Origin of the sequence: Streptomyces sp. NPDC015144, assembly GCF_043079735.1 — a bacterium.
Lineage (GTDB): Bacteria > Actinomycetota > Actinomycetes > Streptomycetales > Streptomycetaceae > Streptomyces.
Window position 1 is genome coordinate 62,387 of sequence record NZ_JBIBUU010000024.1, and the last position, 14,888, is coordinate 77,274.

12 protein-coding genes and 1 pseudogene are annotated in these 14,888 nt (G+C 73.7%); 9 read left to right on the forward strand and 4 right to left on the reverse strand.

Translation table 11 applies throughout. From position 1 onward, the window contains the following. Positions 1-87: 87 nt before the first annotated feature. The gene (locus tag ACF08W_RS30655) at positions 88-1,899 is read left to right on the forward strand and encodes a choice-of-anchor A family protein (protein ID WP_385213380.1); all 1,812 of its coding nucleotides are present in this window, start codon (positions 88-90) and stop codon (positions 1,897-1,899) included. Between the two features lie 133 nt (positions 1,900-2,032). Then, positions 2,033-2,731 carry a L,D-transpeptidase family protein gene (locus ACF08W_RS30660; protein ID WP_392281263.1) on the forward strand — a complete coding sequence of 233 codons (699 nt, stop codon included), beginning with the start codon at positions 2,033-2,035 and terminating at the stop codon, positions 2,729-2,731. A 60-nt stretch (positions 2,732-2,791) separates the two neighbouring features. On the opposite strand, the gene ACF08W_RS30665 is transcribed toward ACF08W_RS30660, so the two are convergent. Beyond that, positions 2,792-3,658 carry a methylenetetrahydrofolate reductase gene (locus ACF08W_RS30665; protein ID WP_385213375.1) on the reverse strand — a complete coding sequence of 289 codons (867 nt, stop codon included), beginning with the start codon at positions 3,656-3,658 and terminating at the stop codon, positions 2,792-2,794. Positions 3,659-4,159: 501 nt separating this feature from the next. Here ACF08W_RS30665 and ACF08W_RS30670 point away from each other — a divergent pair. From ACF08W_RS30670 to ACF08W_RS30685, 4 genes are all read left to right on the forward strand, one after another. Then, positions 4,160-5,044 (forward strand): GH25 family lysozyme, encoded by an 885-nt coding sequence (locus tag ACF08W_RS30670; RefSeq protein WP_392281264.1) that lies wholly within the window; start codon positions 4,160-4,162, stop codon positions 5,042-5,044. Between the two features lie 189 nt (positions 5,045-5,233). Next, entirely contained in the window at positions 5,234-6,376 is a 1,143-nt protein-coding gene (locus ACF08W_RS30675; RefSeq protein ID WP_392281265.1) for a glycoside hydrolase family 3 N-terminal domain-containing protein, read from the forward strand. Positions 6,377-6,658: 282 nt separating this feature from the next. Next, a complete protein-coding gene (locus ACF08W_RS30680; protein WP_385213940.1) occupies positions 6,659-7,621 on the forward strand; it encodes an alpha/beta hydrolase in 963 nt (320 codons plus the stop codon). Positions 7,622-7,664: 43 nt separating this feature from the next. Next, a complete protein-coding gene (locus ACF08W_RS30685) occupies positions 7,665-8,321 on the forward strand; it encodes an aspartate/glutamate racemase family protein (RefSeq protein WP_392281266.1) in 657 nt (218 codons plus the stop codon). A 293-nt stretch (positions 8,322-8,614) separates the two neighbouring features. Here the strand turns inward: ACF08W_RS30685 and ACF08W_RS30690 are convergent, their stop codons facing one another. Then, positions 8,615-9,988 carry a tetratricopeptide repeat protein gene (locus ACF08W_RS30690; protein ID WP_392281267.1) on the reverse strand — a complete coding sequence of 458 codons (1,374 nt, stop codon included), beginning with the start codon at positions 9,986-9,988 and terminating at the stop codon, positions 8,615-8,617. A gap of 206 nt (positions 9,989-10,194) precedes the next feature. Here ACF08W_RS30690 and ACF08W_RS30695 point away from each other — a divergent pair, with 206 nt between their 5' ends. After that, positions 10,195-11,595, forward strand: a complete 1,401-nt coding sequence (locus tag ACF08W_RS30695) for a M64 family metallopeptidase (RefSeq protein WP_392281268.1) — start codon at positions 10,195-10,197, stop codon at positions 11,593-11,595. Positions 11,596-11,602: 7 nt separating this feature from the next. Here the strand turns inward: ACF08W_RS30695 and ACF08W_RS30700 are convergent, their stop codons facing one another. Then, entirely contained in the window at positions 11,603-12,400 is a 798-nt protein-coding gene (locus ACF08W_RS30700) for a family 1 encapsulin nanocompartment shell protein (protein ID WP_352274510.1), read from the reverse strand. Then, positions 12,400-13,464 (reverse strand): Dyp-type peroxidase, encoded by a 1,065-nt coding sequence (locus ACF08W_RS30705; RefSeq protein WP_352274511.1) that lies wholly within the window; start codon positions 13,462-13,464, stop codon positions 12,400-12,402. The genes ACF08W_RS30700 and ACF08W_RS30705 overlap by 1 nt, the downstream gene beginning before the upstream one ends. A gap of 128 nt (positions 13,465-13,592) precedes the next feature. On the opposite strand from ACF08W_RS30705, the pseudogene ACF08W_RS30710 reads away from it, so the two are divergent. Together ACF08W_RS30710 and ACF08W_RS30715 are read left to right on the forward strand one after the other, a co-directional pair. Further along, positions 13,593-13,667: pseudogene (locus tag ACF08W_RS30710) on the forward strand (dienelactone hydrolase family protein); the annotation flags it as partial. A 69-nt stretch (positions 13,668-13,736) separates the two neighbouring features. Then, complete coding sequence (locus ACF08W_RS30715; RefSeq protein WP_392281269.1) at positions 13,737-14,846, forward strand: trypsin-like serine peptidase; 1,110 nt, start codon at positions 13,737-13,739, stop codon at positions 14,844-14,846. Positions 14,847-14,888: the final 42 nt, after the last annotated feature.

Below are 14,888 nucleotides of genomic sequence, written 5' to 3' on the forward strand. Positions count from 1 at the left end.
CCGTTCGACTGAGATCGATCGCGAGATCCGGTCAGTGCTCCGTGTCACGCGGGCATCCGGTGCCGGTCGGAGATCGAACATGCCCTCATGAGACGTATCTCCCAACGCTTCGGCGCGCTGCGCGTCCGAGTCGGAAGCACCGGTACGGCCCTGGCCGTGGCCGTGGCGACCGTGCCGGTGCTCACCCTCGGAATCGGTGCCGCGCCCGCCCAGGCGGCGCCGCTGCCCGGCGGCCTCGGCCCCTGCGTACCCGGTTCCTGTCCGGACCCGTTCCCCGGGGTCGGCAACGGTCCGTTCGCCGGCCGCGACGACGCCGTCAACGTCTTCGTCGGCGACGACTTCCTGGTACGGGGCCGGGCCGCGGAGGCCGAGGGTCGCGTGGTCGTGCTCGACAACTTCGACCAGCAGAAGGAGGCCGGGGCCAGCAGCCTGTACAACCTCGGGATCGCCGGGGTCGGCTCCCGGGTCCCCCCGTCCCCTGGCGCGGACTTCCTGACCACCGGCGGGAACCTGACGGTGGCCCCGGGCCAGCGCCTCGACCTCACCGGCGGGGTCATCGAGGAACCCGGCGTCGCACGGTACGCCGGAACCGAGTCCGGAACGGTGGACGGACGGCTCGTCCACGACCCGGACGCCGCCGTGCCGTACGCCGGGCTGCGGGACGACCTGACCGCGGCCAGCCGCTGCTACGCCCGGGTCGACGGGCGCCCCCGGGAAGCCACCGGAACGGCGGTCAACGAGGGTGGGCAGACCGTCTTCCACGGCGACGGCCGGTCCGCGCTCCAGGTCTTCAACGTGGACTTCGACCTGACCGCGCCCGGCGGCGGCCCCCAGGGAATCGTCTTCGAGGACATCCCCGCCGACGCCACCGTTCTCGTCAACATCGTCGGCGCCAACCGCACCGTCAACACCTACAGCGGCGCCATCAACGACAGCGACGACCCGCTCAACGCGCTGCGCGAGCGGCTGCTGTGGAACATCCCCGACGCCACCACCGTCCGCCTCCAGGGCATCGGCCAGATGCAGGGCAGCTTCCTCATCGGCGACCAGTCGTCCATGACGACGGTGACCATGGCGGGGGTCAACGGCCGCTTCTTCACCACCGGCTCGCTCACCCACACCAGCCTCGCGAGCGGTGGTGGCGGCCAGGAGTTCCACGCCTACCCCTTCGACGGCGACCTGCCCGACTGCTCCGGCGTGCCCATGGTCACCGGCCAGGTCCGGATCCTGAAGACCGACGCCGACACCGGGGACGTCCTGCCCGGCGCCCATTTCGAGCTGTGGCGGGAGAGCAACGGCCTCCCCGGGCTCCAGACCGGTGGAACCACCCCCGACACCCGGGTGACCACCTGCGTCACGGCGGCCGACGGGCGCTGCTCCGTCACCACGACGCTCGGCACGTACTACTGGCGTGAGACCGCCGCCCCTCCCGGCTACGAACTGCCCGACCCGGACGTCTTCGGCCCGCTGGTCCTCACCGAGGACAACGCGAGCCGGGGCGTGCAGGCCGAGGCCCGGGACGTCAGCGCCGTCGAGCCGCACAACCACGGCTCGATCCACCTCACCAAGACCGACCGCAAGGACGGCAGGCCGCTGCCCGGGGCCGTGTTCGAGAGCTGGAAGGAGACCAACGGCATCGCCGGCCTCCAGACCACGGGCGCCGACCCCGACACCCGGTTCGGCCCCGGCTGCGCCACCGACCGGGCCGGGCTGTGCACCTTCCCGGACCTGCCGCTCGGGGACTACTACCTGCTGGAGACCGCCGTGCCCGAGGGCTATGAGCTGCCCGAGAACCCGGTCTTCGGCCCCTACGCGGTGACCGGGGCCAACAGCGCCGAGGGCGTGCACGTCGAACTCTCCAACGAGCGCGGTGAGCCCTGCAAGGGCAAGTCCTGCTGACACGGATACGGCGTACGACCGCCCCGGGCGACCGGGGCGGTCACCGGTTCGGCCACCACAACAGGGCGGCCGGACCGGTGCGCTGTTTCACTGGCGGAAACGGTCTCCCCACGTCCGCCAGGAGGTTCGCCCCGTGCGTCCTGCCCCCATATCCGCCCTCGCGACCGCCGCCGCCGCGGCGGTCCTCGCGTCCGTGGCGCTCGCGGCCCCCGCCACCGCGGCCTCCGCCCCCTCCGCCGGGTGCACCGCACCGACCGGCCCCTACCAGCGGGAGCTGGAGAAGTACCTCGGCCGCCCCGTCGACGGAATCCAGTCCGAGGCGGACTGCGAGGCCATCAGAACGTTCCAGGCCAAGCAGGAGCTGCCCCGCACCGACGGGTACGCGGATCTGTCCACGTACCGCTACATGCTCGCGGTCCAGGCGGCCGACGACCCGAACGCCGCCGGGCACTGCCCGGTCCGCACCTACCGGGTCACCTGTGTGGACATGGACCGGCAACTGCTGTGGGTGCAGACGAACAAGCGGATCGACTTCCGCCCGGTCCCGATACGCACCGGGCGCCAGACCCAGGAGACCCGGCCCGGCTGGCACTCCATCTACTGGCGCGACAAGGACCACGTCTCCTCGCTGTACGACGACGCCCCCATGCCGTACTCCCAGTTCTTCGACGGCGGCCAGGCCCTGCACGGACATCCGGGCGACCTCTTCGACGGCGGCGGCTCCGCCGGCTGCGTCAACCTCACCGTCGACGACGCCGCCAAGCTGTGGGACCTGCTCAAGCTCGACGACGCCGTCTACGTCTGGGGCGTCAAGCCGGGCACCGGCTCCTGAGCGGTCCACCCGGCGGTGGGTCCGCCGAGGTGCCCCGGGCGCGAGTGGCCCGGGGCGCCGTCACGTTCCGCCGGTGAATCCGGCGACCCACTCGGAGGTGGCCCGGAGTCCGCCGAACGTATAGAAGTGGATCTTCACCTCGCCGTGCCGTGCCGGGGTGTACCCCTCGGCCAGGGTGTGCAGGAACCGGTCCGGGCCCGCGGTGCCCATCAGGTTGGTGAGGGAGAGGCCGTACTTCCTGGCGATGGACGTGCTGGTGCCCACGCCGAACCGCTTGGCGTAGTTCAGCAGCCGCCGCACCCCGGCCGGTCCCGGGACGCCGACCCGGACGGGCAGGGTGATGCCCTCGTCCCGGACGCGCTCGATCCAGGCCAGCACGGGATCCGCGTCGAAGCCGAACTGGGTGATGATGTCGGCGCCCAGCCCCTGGTCGGCGACGGCCGCGCTCTTCTTGCGCAGGGTGGCCCACAGCACGTCGGAGGCGATGGCCGGGTGGCCCTCCGGGTACCCGGCGATCCCGATGTGCCGGACCCCGTGGGCGGACGGCAGACCGGACTCGATCAGGGAGAGGGCGTCCGGGTAGGGCCCTTGCGGGCGGGCGGGGTCGCCGCCCACGGCGAAGACGTCGGTGTGGGCGTCGCCGGACCGCAGACCGCCGAGGAACGCCTCGAACTCGGCCCGGGAGGTCAGCCGGCGGGCGGACATGTGCGGTACCGGGCGGAACCCGAGGCGCTTCGCGGCCAGGGCCGCCCCGAGCCGGGCCTCCTGGTCCTCGTTGCCGAGGAAGGTCACGTTGATCCGGGTCCCGGGCGGGACGAGGTGCGCGGCCTCCTCCAGTCCCGGTACGTCCTTGCCGGTCATTTCGAGGGAGAAGTCGTCGAGCAGCGGCGGGCGCGTCGCCGGGGCGGAAGGGCTGTGAGGGTTCATCGTGCTCCTGTCGGGGGCCGAGGGAGGATAACAAGAGCCCGGAGACGGCCGTGGGGGCGGGCCGGGCCGCGCGGACGGCGCCACGGCGCTCGGCCGGCCCCGGGGTGCGGCCATCGACGGGGCGCGGGCGCCGGCGGGCGACCGCCCCGGTCCCGGACGATCCGGTGGGGCCAGGCCCCAACAGCCCTACTTCCTTTGGAGGTTGAAAATTTTCTGCCCGGCTCCGCGCGTTCCCGCAGCTCACCGGAGCGCGTATTGGTCTGGTCCACTAACAGAACGGAAAACTGTTTACCGGACCGGCCCTCCTGTGGCTCACTGTGTCATGTTCGCGTCATCGGACGCGCGTAGACCCTCGGGAACGCGTGGCCGACTCCTCCTGACCGGACGCACGCAGCTCCGCCGATCACGGCGCCGCCCGTACACAGGCGCCGTGGGATCCACCGCACGAAGGACCACGCGGCACCACTGCATCCCACTCCCCCCACCCAGCAGGAGGAAGCCTTGTTCTCCCGGAGCCTTTCCCGTAAATCCGCACAGCAAAGACTCACCTCGGCCGGCGTCGTCGGGGCGAGCCTCGCCCTGGCCGTCGGTCTGTTGTCGGGCACCGCCTCCGCCGCACCGCACGCGTCGGACAACGCCGTACCGCAGGGCAAGGGGTACATGGGCGTGGGCTACGTCCAGGACGGCAGGGACTTCAAGCCGGACACCCGGCAGCTCCGCCTCGACGCGAAGCCGGACATGAACATCCAGGCCACCCCCCTGGGCGTGGACGTCTCCAGCTGGCAGGGCGGCATCAACTGGGGCTCGGTCCGCGGCGCCGGCATCGAGTTCGCCTGGATGAAGGCGACCGAGGGCACCACGTACAAGGACCCCACCTTCAGCGCCAACTACCTGGGCGCCTACAACGCGGGCGTGATCCGGGGCGCTTACCACTTCGCCCGGCCCGACGTGTCCGGGGGCGCGGCGCAGGCCGACTTCTTCGCCAGCAACGGCGGCGCCTGGTCCCGCGACAACCTGACGCTCCCCGGCGTGCTCGACATCGAGGGCAGCTGCTACGGCAAGACGGCCGCCGCCATGCAGACCTGGATCCTCGACTTCTACAACAGGTACAAGGCCCGTACCGGCCGCGACGTCGTGATCTACACCAGCCCGAGCTGGTGGAACTCCTGCACCGGCGGCTGGAGCGGCATGTCCGCGCGCAGCCCGCTGTGGGTGGCCCACTGGACCACCGCGAGCAACCCCTCCATCCCGGCGGGCTTCCCGTACTGGACCGTCTGGCAGTACAGCTCCACCGGCTCGGTGAGCGGTGTCTCCGGGAACGTCGACCGCGACCGCTTCGGCGGCGACCGCTCGCGTCTGCTGGCCCTGGCCAACAACACCCCGTGACGGCGGGTGTCGGTACCCGGTGACCGCCCCGGGTCTCTGTGACCCTGGGACCACCGGCGACCCGGGCCGGAGCGGCGGTGCGAGCCGCTCCGGCCCGGAGCCCTGCCGCGACCGGCCGGCGTACGGCCGGGACCGGCCCGCCGGCCCCTCTCCGGCCGGACGCAACGACAGTTCGCGAAGGAGCACGTCATGACCGCGACACCACGGCCCCTCAGCAGGCGCGGCGCCCTGCTCGCCACGACCGCGGCCCTGGTCGGCGGGGTGGGGGCGACGGGCCGCGCGGGCGCCGCCCCGCGCCTGCCCGAGGGCGCCCGCCTGCGGCTGCCCGAGCTGACCCCGGCCCAGCGCGCCGGACAGTGCGTCATCCACTCCTACCCGGGGCTCACGCCTCCCGCCGCCCTGCTGGACGCCATCAGGGAGGGGCGCACGGCCGGAGTGATCTTCTTCGGCGAGAACATCGAGAACCTGACCCAGATCGAGGGCGTCGTCCGGACGATGAACGAGGCGCACGCCTCCGCCCCCGTGAAGGCCCCGCTGCTCCTGATGACCGACCAGGAGGGCGGCCTGGTGCGCCGCCTGCCCGGCGAGCCCGTCCTGTCCGCGAAGGCCGTCGGCGCCTCCGCGGACCCCAAGGCGCAGGCCGCGTTCACCGGCGAGGGCGCGGGCATGAACCTCGCGGGTGTCGGCATGAACGTCAACCTGGCACCGGTGCTCGACGTGTACCGCAAGGCGGGTGACTTCACCGACCGGTACCAGCGGTCCTACAGCAGCGACCCGGCGGCGGTGGCCGCCTGCTGCGCGGCCTTCGTCACCGCGCAGCAGAACGCCGGGGTTGCCGCCACCGCCAAGCACTTCCCCGGCCTCGGCCCCGCCACCACCAACCAGAACACCGACCTGGGCCCGGTCACCCTCACCACCTCCGCGGCCACCCTGCGCGCCACCGACGAGGCGCCGTACCGGGCGGCGATCGGGGCGGGGGTCGGGCTCGTCATGCTCTCCTGGGCCGTCTACCGGTCGCTCGACGCCGACCGGCCCGCGGGCCTCTCCCCGGCCGTGGTCGGGGAGCTGCGCGACCGGCTCGGATTCCCCGGCGTGACCGTCACCGACGCCCTGGAGGCCGGGGCTCTGCGCGCCTTCGGCGGCACCGCGGAACGCGCCGTACTGGCCGCCGGGGCGGGCATGGACCTGTTGCTGTGCTCGGCCCGCGACGTCGCCCAGGGGAACGACGCGGTGACCGCCCTCGGCCGGGCGTTGACCGACGGCACGCTCGACGGTGCCGCCTTCGACGCGGCCGCCGCCCGCGTCAACGCCCTGCGCGCCGGGCTTGCCTGACCGGCCGACCACCTCGCCGCCGCGCCGAGCCGCCCGTACCCCCGCTCTCCGCGCGGCGGCGAAGTGGACCGGTCCGCCCTCGGGCGGACCACTTCTTTGGGCATGCACATGTCTTGACCGGTGGCTGCCGCCGCACGCACCGTTGCGGGGCCGATCTTCCGAAGGAGTCATGTGAACAGCAAGTTGCCCGGCACGCGCGGGGTTCCGGGCGCGCGCGCCGCCCGTCCGGCCGTTCCGCCGAGAACCCGTCGGCCCCGCCTCCGGCTCGTCCTCGCCGCACTGATGCTCGCCCTCGCCTCGGCCGCGCCGACGCTCGCCACCGCGGCCGAGGCGTCACCGGCCGGGGCGGCGGCCCCCGCCCGGGGCGCCGAGGTCGTCGCGGTCACCCGGGTCGCCGACCGGCAGGTGGACCTGTCGGTCCGCTCACCGGCCCTCGGCGGCCGCACCGTCAACGTCCGGCTGCTCACCCCCGAGGGCTGGAACCCGGGAGACCGCAGCCGCCACTGGCCGACGCTCTGGCTGCTGCACGGCTGCTGCGGGGACTACACCTCGTGGACCGCCCGGACCGACGTCGCGCGGACCGACAGCCTGCGCGACGTCCTCGTGGTCATGCCCGAGGGCGGCTGGAACGGCTGGTACAGCGACTGGTGGAACTATGGGCGGGGCGGCGACCCGGCGTGGGAGACCTTCCACACCGGGGAACTGCGCCGGCTCCTGGAACGCGACTGGGGAGCGGGCAGCACCCGGGCCGTGGCCGGGCTCTCCATGGGCGGTCAGGGAGCCCTGCTGTACGCGGCCCGGCACCCCGGGATGTTCAAGGCGGCCGCGGCGTACTCCGGCTCCGTGCACCCGCTGCTCGACGACGAGTCCACGCAGCGCATCCTCGGATTCTTCGCCGGCCAGGGCAACGACCCGCTGCGGGTCTGGGGCGACCCGGTCGCACAACGCGACATCTGGGCGGCCCACGACCCGTTCCACCTGGCCAGGAGCCTGGCCCGGACGCCCCTCTTCCTGTCGTCCGGCGACGGCACCACCGGCCCCCTGGACCCGCCCGGCAGCACCAGCGAGCTGGAGGCGGACTTCCACCGGCAGAACCAGGCGCTCGCGGCCCGGCTGAAGCGCGCGGGCGCCAAGCACGTCGTCACCGACTTCTACGGACCGGGCACCCACAGCTGGCCCTACTGGCAGCGCGAACTGCACTCCTCGCTGCCGATGCTGCTCCGGGCCCTGAGGGCCGACGGCTGATCCGGCCGGCCGGTGCGCGGACCGGGGCGGTAGCGTGCGGCCGGTGACCCTCGCGCTGCTGCACACCTCCCCGGTCCACGTACCGGTCTTCGACGCCCTCCGGGACACCGACCACCCCGGGCTCGTCCTGCGCCACCTGGTACGGGAGGAACTGCTCGACCGGGCCCGGGAGGCCGGCCCCGGAGCGGTGGCGGAGGAGGTCGGGGCGCTGCTCGCCGGGGCCGTCGCGGACGGGGCCCGTGCCGTGCTCTGCACCTGCTCGACGATCGGCGCCGTCGCCGAGGCGGGGTCGCCCCCGCTCGGCGTCCCCGTCCTCCGCGTCGACCGGCCGATGGCGGCCGCCGCCGTCACCCGGGACCGGGTGGTGGTGCTCGCGGCCGTGCGCAGCACGCTGGCACCGACCCTCGCGCTGCTCGCCGAGGAGGCGGGGGACCGGCCCGTCGAGGTACGTGCCGAGGTGGTGGACGGCGCCTGGGAGCGGTTCGAGGCCGGTGACCGCGAGGGCTACCTGGACCTGGTCGCGGACGCGGTGGACGCGGTGGAGGACGCCGAGGTGATCGTGCTCGCCCAGGCGTCCATGGCCGGGGCGGCCGCCCGGACGGCCGCCCGGGTGCCGGTGCTCGCCAGCCCCCGGCCGGGACTCGCCGCCGCGGCCGCCGCCGTGGCCCGGGACCGGGTGTTCCGAACCCGCACGGGCTGACCCACCGGGCGCGCCCGGCCGTCCCGGGGGACGGTGGAGGGACACGGGACGTACGACGCGACCATGTGATCCCCCCGGAGGCCCCGATGACCAACCCGTACCCCGACCCGGTGCCGCCGGCACCCACCCCCGGGCCGATGCCGAGCCCGCCCGCACCGGTGCCGGAACCTCCGCAACCCCCGCAACCGCCCCCGGGGCCGGGTCCGGTACCGCCCGGCCCCTCGCCCGACCCGATCCCGCAGCCCCCGGAGCCCCGCCCCGAGCCCGCCCCGCAGTAGGACGGCCGTGCCGGATCAGGGCCGGGGGCGGACGGGGGCCGGGCCCAGGGTGGTGGTGCCGGGGGAGGAGCGGTGGCCGAGCCCGGTCCGGTAGGCGTCCATGGCCGCCTCCGTCCGGCCCGTACGGCGCAGCAGGTCGCCCAGGAGCCGGCAGATGTCCGCGAGGTCCCCGGCGGCCCCGGCCCGCTCCAGCAGGCCCAGCGCGGTGACGTAGTGCTCCTCGGCGGCCTCCGGATCGCCCTGCTCCTCGTGGATCAGGCCGAGCAGCCGGTGCGCCCCGCCCGCGTGCACCGCGCCCCGGTCCGGGTGCAGCTCGCCCAGGAGTCGCAGGAGCAGCTCCCGCGCCTCCCCGGCCCGGCCCCGGCGGCGCAGCACATCGGCCAGCTCCACCTCGACCTGCGCCGTGTACAGCCGGGCCCGCTTGGACGCCAGCATGGCGCGGGCGGCGCGCAACTCGCTCTCGGCACCCGGCAGGTCCCCGTCTTGGGCGTGGACGTAGCCGCGCATCCAGTGGCAGTGCGCGAGCTCGGTGCGGATCTGGAGCTGCTGGTAGATCTCCGCGGCCCGGGCCAGTGAGGCGTCGGCCTCGGCGGTGCGGCCCGCCGCGATGAGGGTGCGGGCGACGCTGCGGTGCAGCCCGGCGACCAGCTCCGGATCGGCGACCCGCGGGGCGAGGGCCAGCGCCAGCTCGCCCGCCTGGGCGGCGCGGGCATGCGCGCCCATGTCCATGTACGGGGCGATCGCGGCCGTGTACAGCAGCAGGAGCGCGCCGGGATCCTGGAGCCCCGAGGCGTTCAGCTCGTCGATGGCGCTCTCCAGCAGGTAGCAGGCGTAACGCAGTTCGCCCGCCAGGAGATGCGCGACGGCCCGGCCCCGGACCGCCGGGGCGCGGCGGGGCAGCGGGGCGTCGGCGAGCAGCAGCTCCGCGGCCTCGAAGTGTTCGCGGGCCACCGGCAGATCGCCCGTCTCCAGCGCGCAGTGGCCGAGGCCGAGCAGGGCCGTGGCGCGTTCCTCGTCGAGTCCGTGCCGGGCGGCCTCGTCGAGCAGTCCGGCGTAGTCGGCGGCGGCGTCCTCGGCGGCGCCGGTGGCCAGGGTCCGCTGGGCCTCGACCAGCCGCAGCCGCAGCGCGGTCGCCAGATGGGCCGGGCGCCCCGTCGCCAGCTCCTCGTACGTGACGCCGAGCCGGTCCGCGAGATGGCGCAGGGCCGCCTCCGAGGGGCGTGCCCGGCCCGCCTCCACCGTGGAGACATAGGCCGGGGTGTACGACGGCTCCGCGAGCTGTCGTTGCGTCAGTCCTCTTTCCGTACGCAGACGTTGGACGCGTCGGCCGAGCGGCTCGGGGCCCTCCTCCGGCGCCGCTCCCCGTCCCGCCGTGCCCTTCGCGCCCATCGCGCCACCCCCTTCGCCCGCGTGTGCCGCGCCGGAACGCGGTCCACGCATCGTAAATGCCCGGATACGACCCCCGGGCACCGGACGCCGGGCCTTGTTCGAAGGTTCGTTCGCCTCTAGGTTAAGCGTCGCATCAACTCGACTTAACCCATGGGTTACACGTTGATCGTGCCCTGGAAGTCGCTCCGGACCAGAAGGAGTTGTCCATGCGGATACGCCCCCGCGCGCGTCGAACGGCAGGAGTGACGGCGGGGCTCGCCCTCGCCGCCCTCCTGGCGGCGACCGCCGTCACCGCCCCGGCCTCGGCCGCCCCCACCGGCCCCGGCGACGGCCGTCGGGTGGCGGCCGAGTACTTCCCCGACCCCGGCGGGGCCGGCCGGACCACCGAGGTCCCGGCCACCTCCCCGGCCCGCGCCGCCGCCACCGCCGCCCCGCTGAGCGCCGCCGAGGCCGCCGCCGACGGCACGGTGGGCGAACAGGCGGTGACCGGCCCGACCGACGACCGCCTGGACGTCGTGATCGTCGGCGACGGCTACACGGCCGGCCAGCAGGACGACTTCCACGCCGACGCCGCCGCCAAGTGGGCCGACATCACGGCCCTGGAGCCCTACCGGAGCTACCAGGACCTCTTCAACGTCTGGACCGTCGACGCGGTCTCCGCCGAATCCGGGATCAGCGGCGACCCCGACCCCGGCACCGTCCGGAACACCGCGCTCGGCAGCGGCTTCTGGTGCTCCGACATCGAGCGGCTGATCTGCGCGGACATCGACAAGGTGGCCGCGTACGCCGCGAAGGCCCCGGCCGCCGACCTCGTGGTCGTCATCGCCAACTCCACCAAGTACGGCGGCGCCGGCTACTCCGGTCTCCAGGCCGAGGGCTACCCCTTCAACGGGGTCTCCACCCTTTCCTCCGACCACCCCGCGTCCGGCATGATCGCCGCCCACGAGATCGGCCACTCGGTGGGCCTGCTCGACGACGAGTACACCTACGACGAGTACGGGACCTGGACCGGCGGCGAGCCCGGAGGCATCAACTCCACCACGTACACCGCCGACCGGCTCACGCAGAAGCAGGCGAAGTGGTACCGCTGGCTCGGCCAGGCGGACCCGGCGGGCGGCAGCGTCGGCACGTACGAGGGCAGCGCCTACTACCCGTCCGGCCTCTACCGCCCCACCGCGTCCTCGATCATGCGCGAACTCGGCAACACCGAGTTCAACCTGCCGGGCCGCGAGGCGATGATCGCCGGGTTCTACCGCGCGGGCAAGGCCCTGACCAGCACCGTCGACACCGGCACCGCCCTCGCCCCCGGCCACCGCATCACCGTGCGCACCACCGGCACCGCACCCCGCGCCCACCGTCCGGGCGCCCCGGCCGGTCTCGCCCGCACCGAGCTGCGCTGGTACGTGGACGGCGTCGAGCGGACCGCCGCCCGCGGGCGCACCGCCGTCACCCCCGCCTCGCTCGGCGTCCGCCCGGACGGCCGCGGCCACCGGGTGACCGCACGGGCCGTCGACCGCACCGACGCCATCCGCGACCCCGCCGTCCGCGCCCTGGCCACCTCCACCCTGAGCTGGGACGTCAAGGCGTCCGGACACCGGAGGAAGTGACCCGCGCTCAGGCGATGATCGGGACCACGGCCTCCGGCGTCAGCATCCGGAAGGTGAACGCCTGGTGGAAGTAGAGCCGGATGCTCGTCGCGTCGTGGTCCTGATAGCCGATGGACAGGTCCTGCCCGAGGCACAGCTCGAAGTCACCGCCCCGGGTGGACAGCAGCACCCCGCCCGTGACGGAGGGCGCCCACAGGATCTGGTCGTCGAGGAGCCTGCCCAGATGGGTGGCGACCGGGTACCCGTGGTCCGAGGTCTCGGTGGCCTCGGTGAAGGCGTCGGCCCCGAGCAGCAGCCGGTACGGGCCGTCGACCCCGGCCAGCCGCAGCCGGGTCAGCGCCTGGCTGACGGTGGCCGGATAGTCGCGGGCGTCGGCGGGCAGCGTCAGCGGCGTGTGCGAGGAGCCGTCCCGCAGTCCGGTGATCCCGGCCGCCGCGTACCCGTCGATGATCGCCATGTCCTCGGCGAACGCACAGGTCCGGGCGGCGTCCTTGACGGGCTGCCAGTCGCTGTCGTCCGAGCCGCGCTCGACATCGTCCACCGCCGCCCTGGTCACCGTGAACGGCACCCGCCACTCGATGACCGGCACCGAGGTGCGGGCCCGCGCGACGACGTCGGGCGCGGGCGGGTCGATGCCGCGCAGATGCCCGTCGCCGATGGCGGCCAGCCCCGGGCCCTCCGGGTCGGTGACGTCCACCACCCGGCGGCCGGCCACATGGCGGCTGAACGTGCGCCGGGCCTCCTCCTCGATCTGGTCCCAGGCGGCATCGGTGACAGGGGCGAGTTCGCGGTGCAGATTGTTCATCACTGGGCGCTTTCGTGCAGGCTGCCGATGTGCAGCGAACCGTCGGCGGACCGGTCCGGGACCGTGACCGGCGCGGACGCGGGCTCCGGCAGGACGGCGGCGGCCGGGGCCGGTGACGGCGGGGGCGGCGGAGCGTCGAGGAAGTCGGCGCTGGGGACGTGGAAGAGCGTGCCGGTGACCGCGGTGGAGAAGTCGAGGATGCGGTCGTGGGTGGCGGGCGGGCTGCCGAGGAACATGTTGCGGAGCATCTGCTCGGTCACCCCCGGATCGGCGGCGTACCCGATGAAGTACGTGCCGAACTCGCCCTGTTCGAAGCTGCCGAACGGCATGTTGGCGCGCAGGATGTCGCGTTCCGTACCGTCGGGGTCGGTGATGGTGTTCAGGGCGACGTGCGAGTCCGGGGGCTTGACCTCGTCGGCGAACTCGACGTCGTCCAGCTTGGTACGGCCGATGACCCGCTCCTGCTCCGTGGTGCTCAGCGCGTTCCAGGCGGTCAGATCGTGCAGGTACTTCTGCACGACGACATAGCTGCCGCCCGCGAACGCCGGGTCCTCGGCGCCGACCAGCGCCGCCGAACGGGCGTCGTCGCCCACCGGATTCTCCGTGCCGTCCACGAAACCGAGCAGGTCCCGGTGGTCGAAGGAGCGGAATCCCTGCGTCTCGTCGACGACCCGCACCGCGTCCCCGAGCCGCTTGAACAGCCGGTCCGCCCAGGCGAAGCAGACGTCCATCCGCTCGGCCCGGATGTGGAACAGCAGGTCTCCCGGCGTGGCCGGCGCGTGGTGCCGAGCGCCGCGCAGCTCCTCGAAGGGGTGGAGCAGGGCCGGGCGCTCCCCGCTGAACAGCCGGTCCCAGGCGTCGGAGCCGAAACCGGTCACACAGATCAGCCCGGCCTCCGGGTAGCGGAAGTCGATGGAGCGGGCGAAGGCCGCCAGGTCCGGCAGCACCTCGCGCACGGCCGCCTCGCCGCCCGGCTCGATGGTGGCGACCAGGATCAGCGCGGCAGTGGTCAGCGGTGCGACGACGGGCTGGGCCGCGGCCGGGTCCGGGGTGGCATCGGACATGCGGGAGCTCCCTGGGCGGCGAGGGTGGGGGACGGGGGCGGTGACGGCATCGGGGAAGGGGCCTGCTGCTACTTACGCACGGCCCCGCCGCCACCGCACCCCGGGTCGCCCGCCCGGGCGACGGGCCCGGTCGTGACGGTGTCGGCCTGCGTGCGATTGGGACGGTCAACGGCCTGATCACGGGCCGACCGGGCGAGGCGGCCCATTCGCTCGGACACCACCCTCACACTCTTCTGACCGCTTCCTGACATCGTGTCACTAATTTCTCGCACATGTGTACAACTCCTCACCGCTCACACGGTCACCAGGGCAGCACCGGCAGGGCTCTTCGGCGCGCGATCGGCGCCGCCTTCGCCGTTCCGGCGACCATGGCCGCACTGCTCGCACCGACCGCGGCCGCCAACGCCGCGCCGCCCGGACCCTCGTCCTCCGGCGCCGGTGCGGCAGGACCGGACACCATCACCACCCACGCCGGCGCCACGACCACGAAGGAACGCAACCGGATCAACGCCTACTGGACCCCCGGGCGGATGAAGCTGGCAGGGGCTCTGGTCCCCGAAATCACCCCCGTGCCCGAGAACGACAACACACCGGACGACCCCCGGCCGCTCCCCGGGAACACCCCGGACCCCGGGGCCGTGTGGACACACGGCGGGGCGGTGGAGAAGAACGTCGGCCGGCTGTTCTTCACCTTCTCCGACGGCTACGACGGCAGTTGCACCGCGACGGTCGTCACCAGCGCCAACCGCAGCACCATCGTCACAGCGGCACACTGCCTGAGAAGCGTCGGGTCGCCTTCTGCCGACGACACCTGGAACCACAACTTCTACTTCGTGCCCGGCTACCGCAACGGAACGAAGCCGCTCGGCGGCTTCAGCGTCAGGACCATGGCCACCTCTTCCCGTTGGGACGACGATCCGGACACCACGGAATCGTCGGACGTCGCTGCCGCCGGCTTCGACACGGGACTTCTCGTGGCGAACCCCGCTGCCGGGGGCCGCCCCATCGAGGATGTCACCGGAAGCCAGAAAATCGATTTCGGCAAGCCCGTCGAGGACGAGTTCGTCCATTCCTTCGGCTACCCGAACTACGGGCTCAACGACCCCACGGACAAGTACGTCGGATCCCGTATGGTCCACTGCGCGGGAAGCAGCCGCCCCGGTCCCGAGGCCCCCTTGCTGTGGGGTGAGACCTGCGACATGTCCGCGGGGTCGAGCGGCGGCCCGCACCTCGCCCACTTCGATCCCCGCACCGGCACCGGCACCGTCGTGGGGGTCACCACTGCCGACCACGAACTCGCGGGCGGACCCGCGCCCACGCTCTACGCCACGCGCTTCGGTGACAGCGCCCACCGCCTCTACGACTGGGCTCAGTCGCGGTAGGGCCTGGTGTCCGGATCGGGCCGGCCGCCCGCCCCGTGCCGC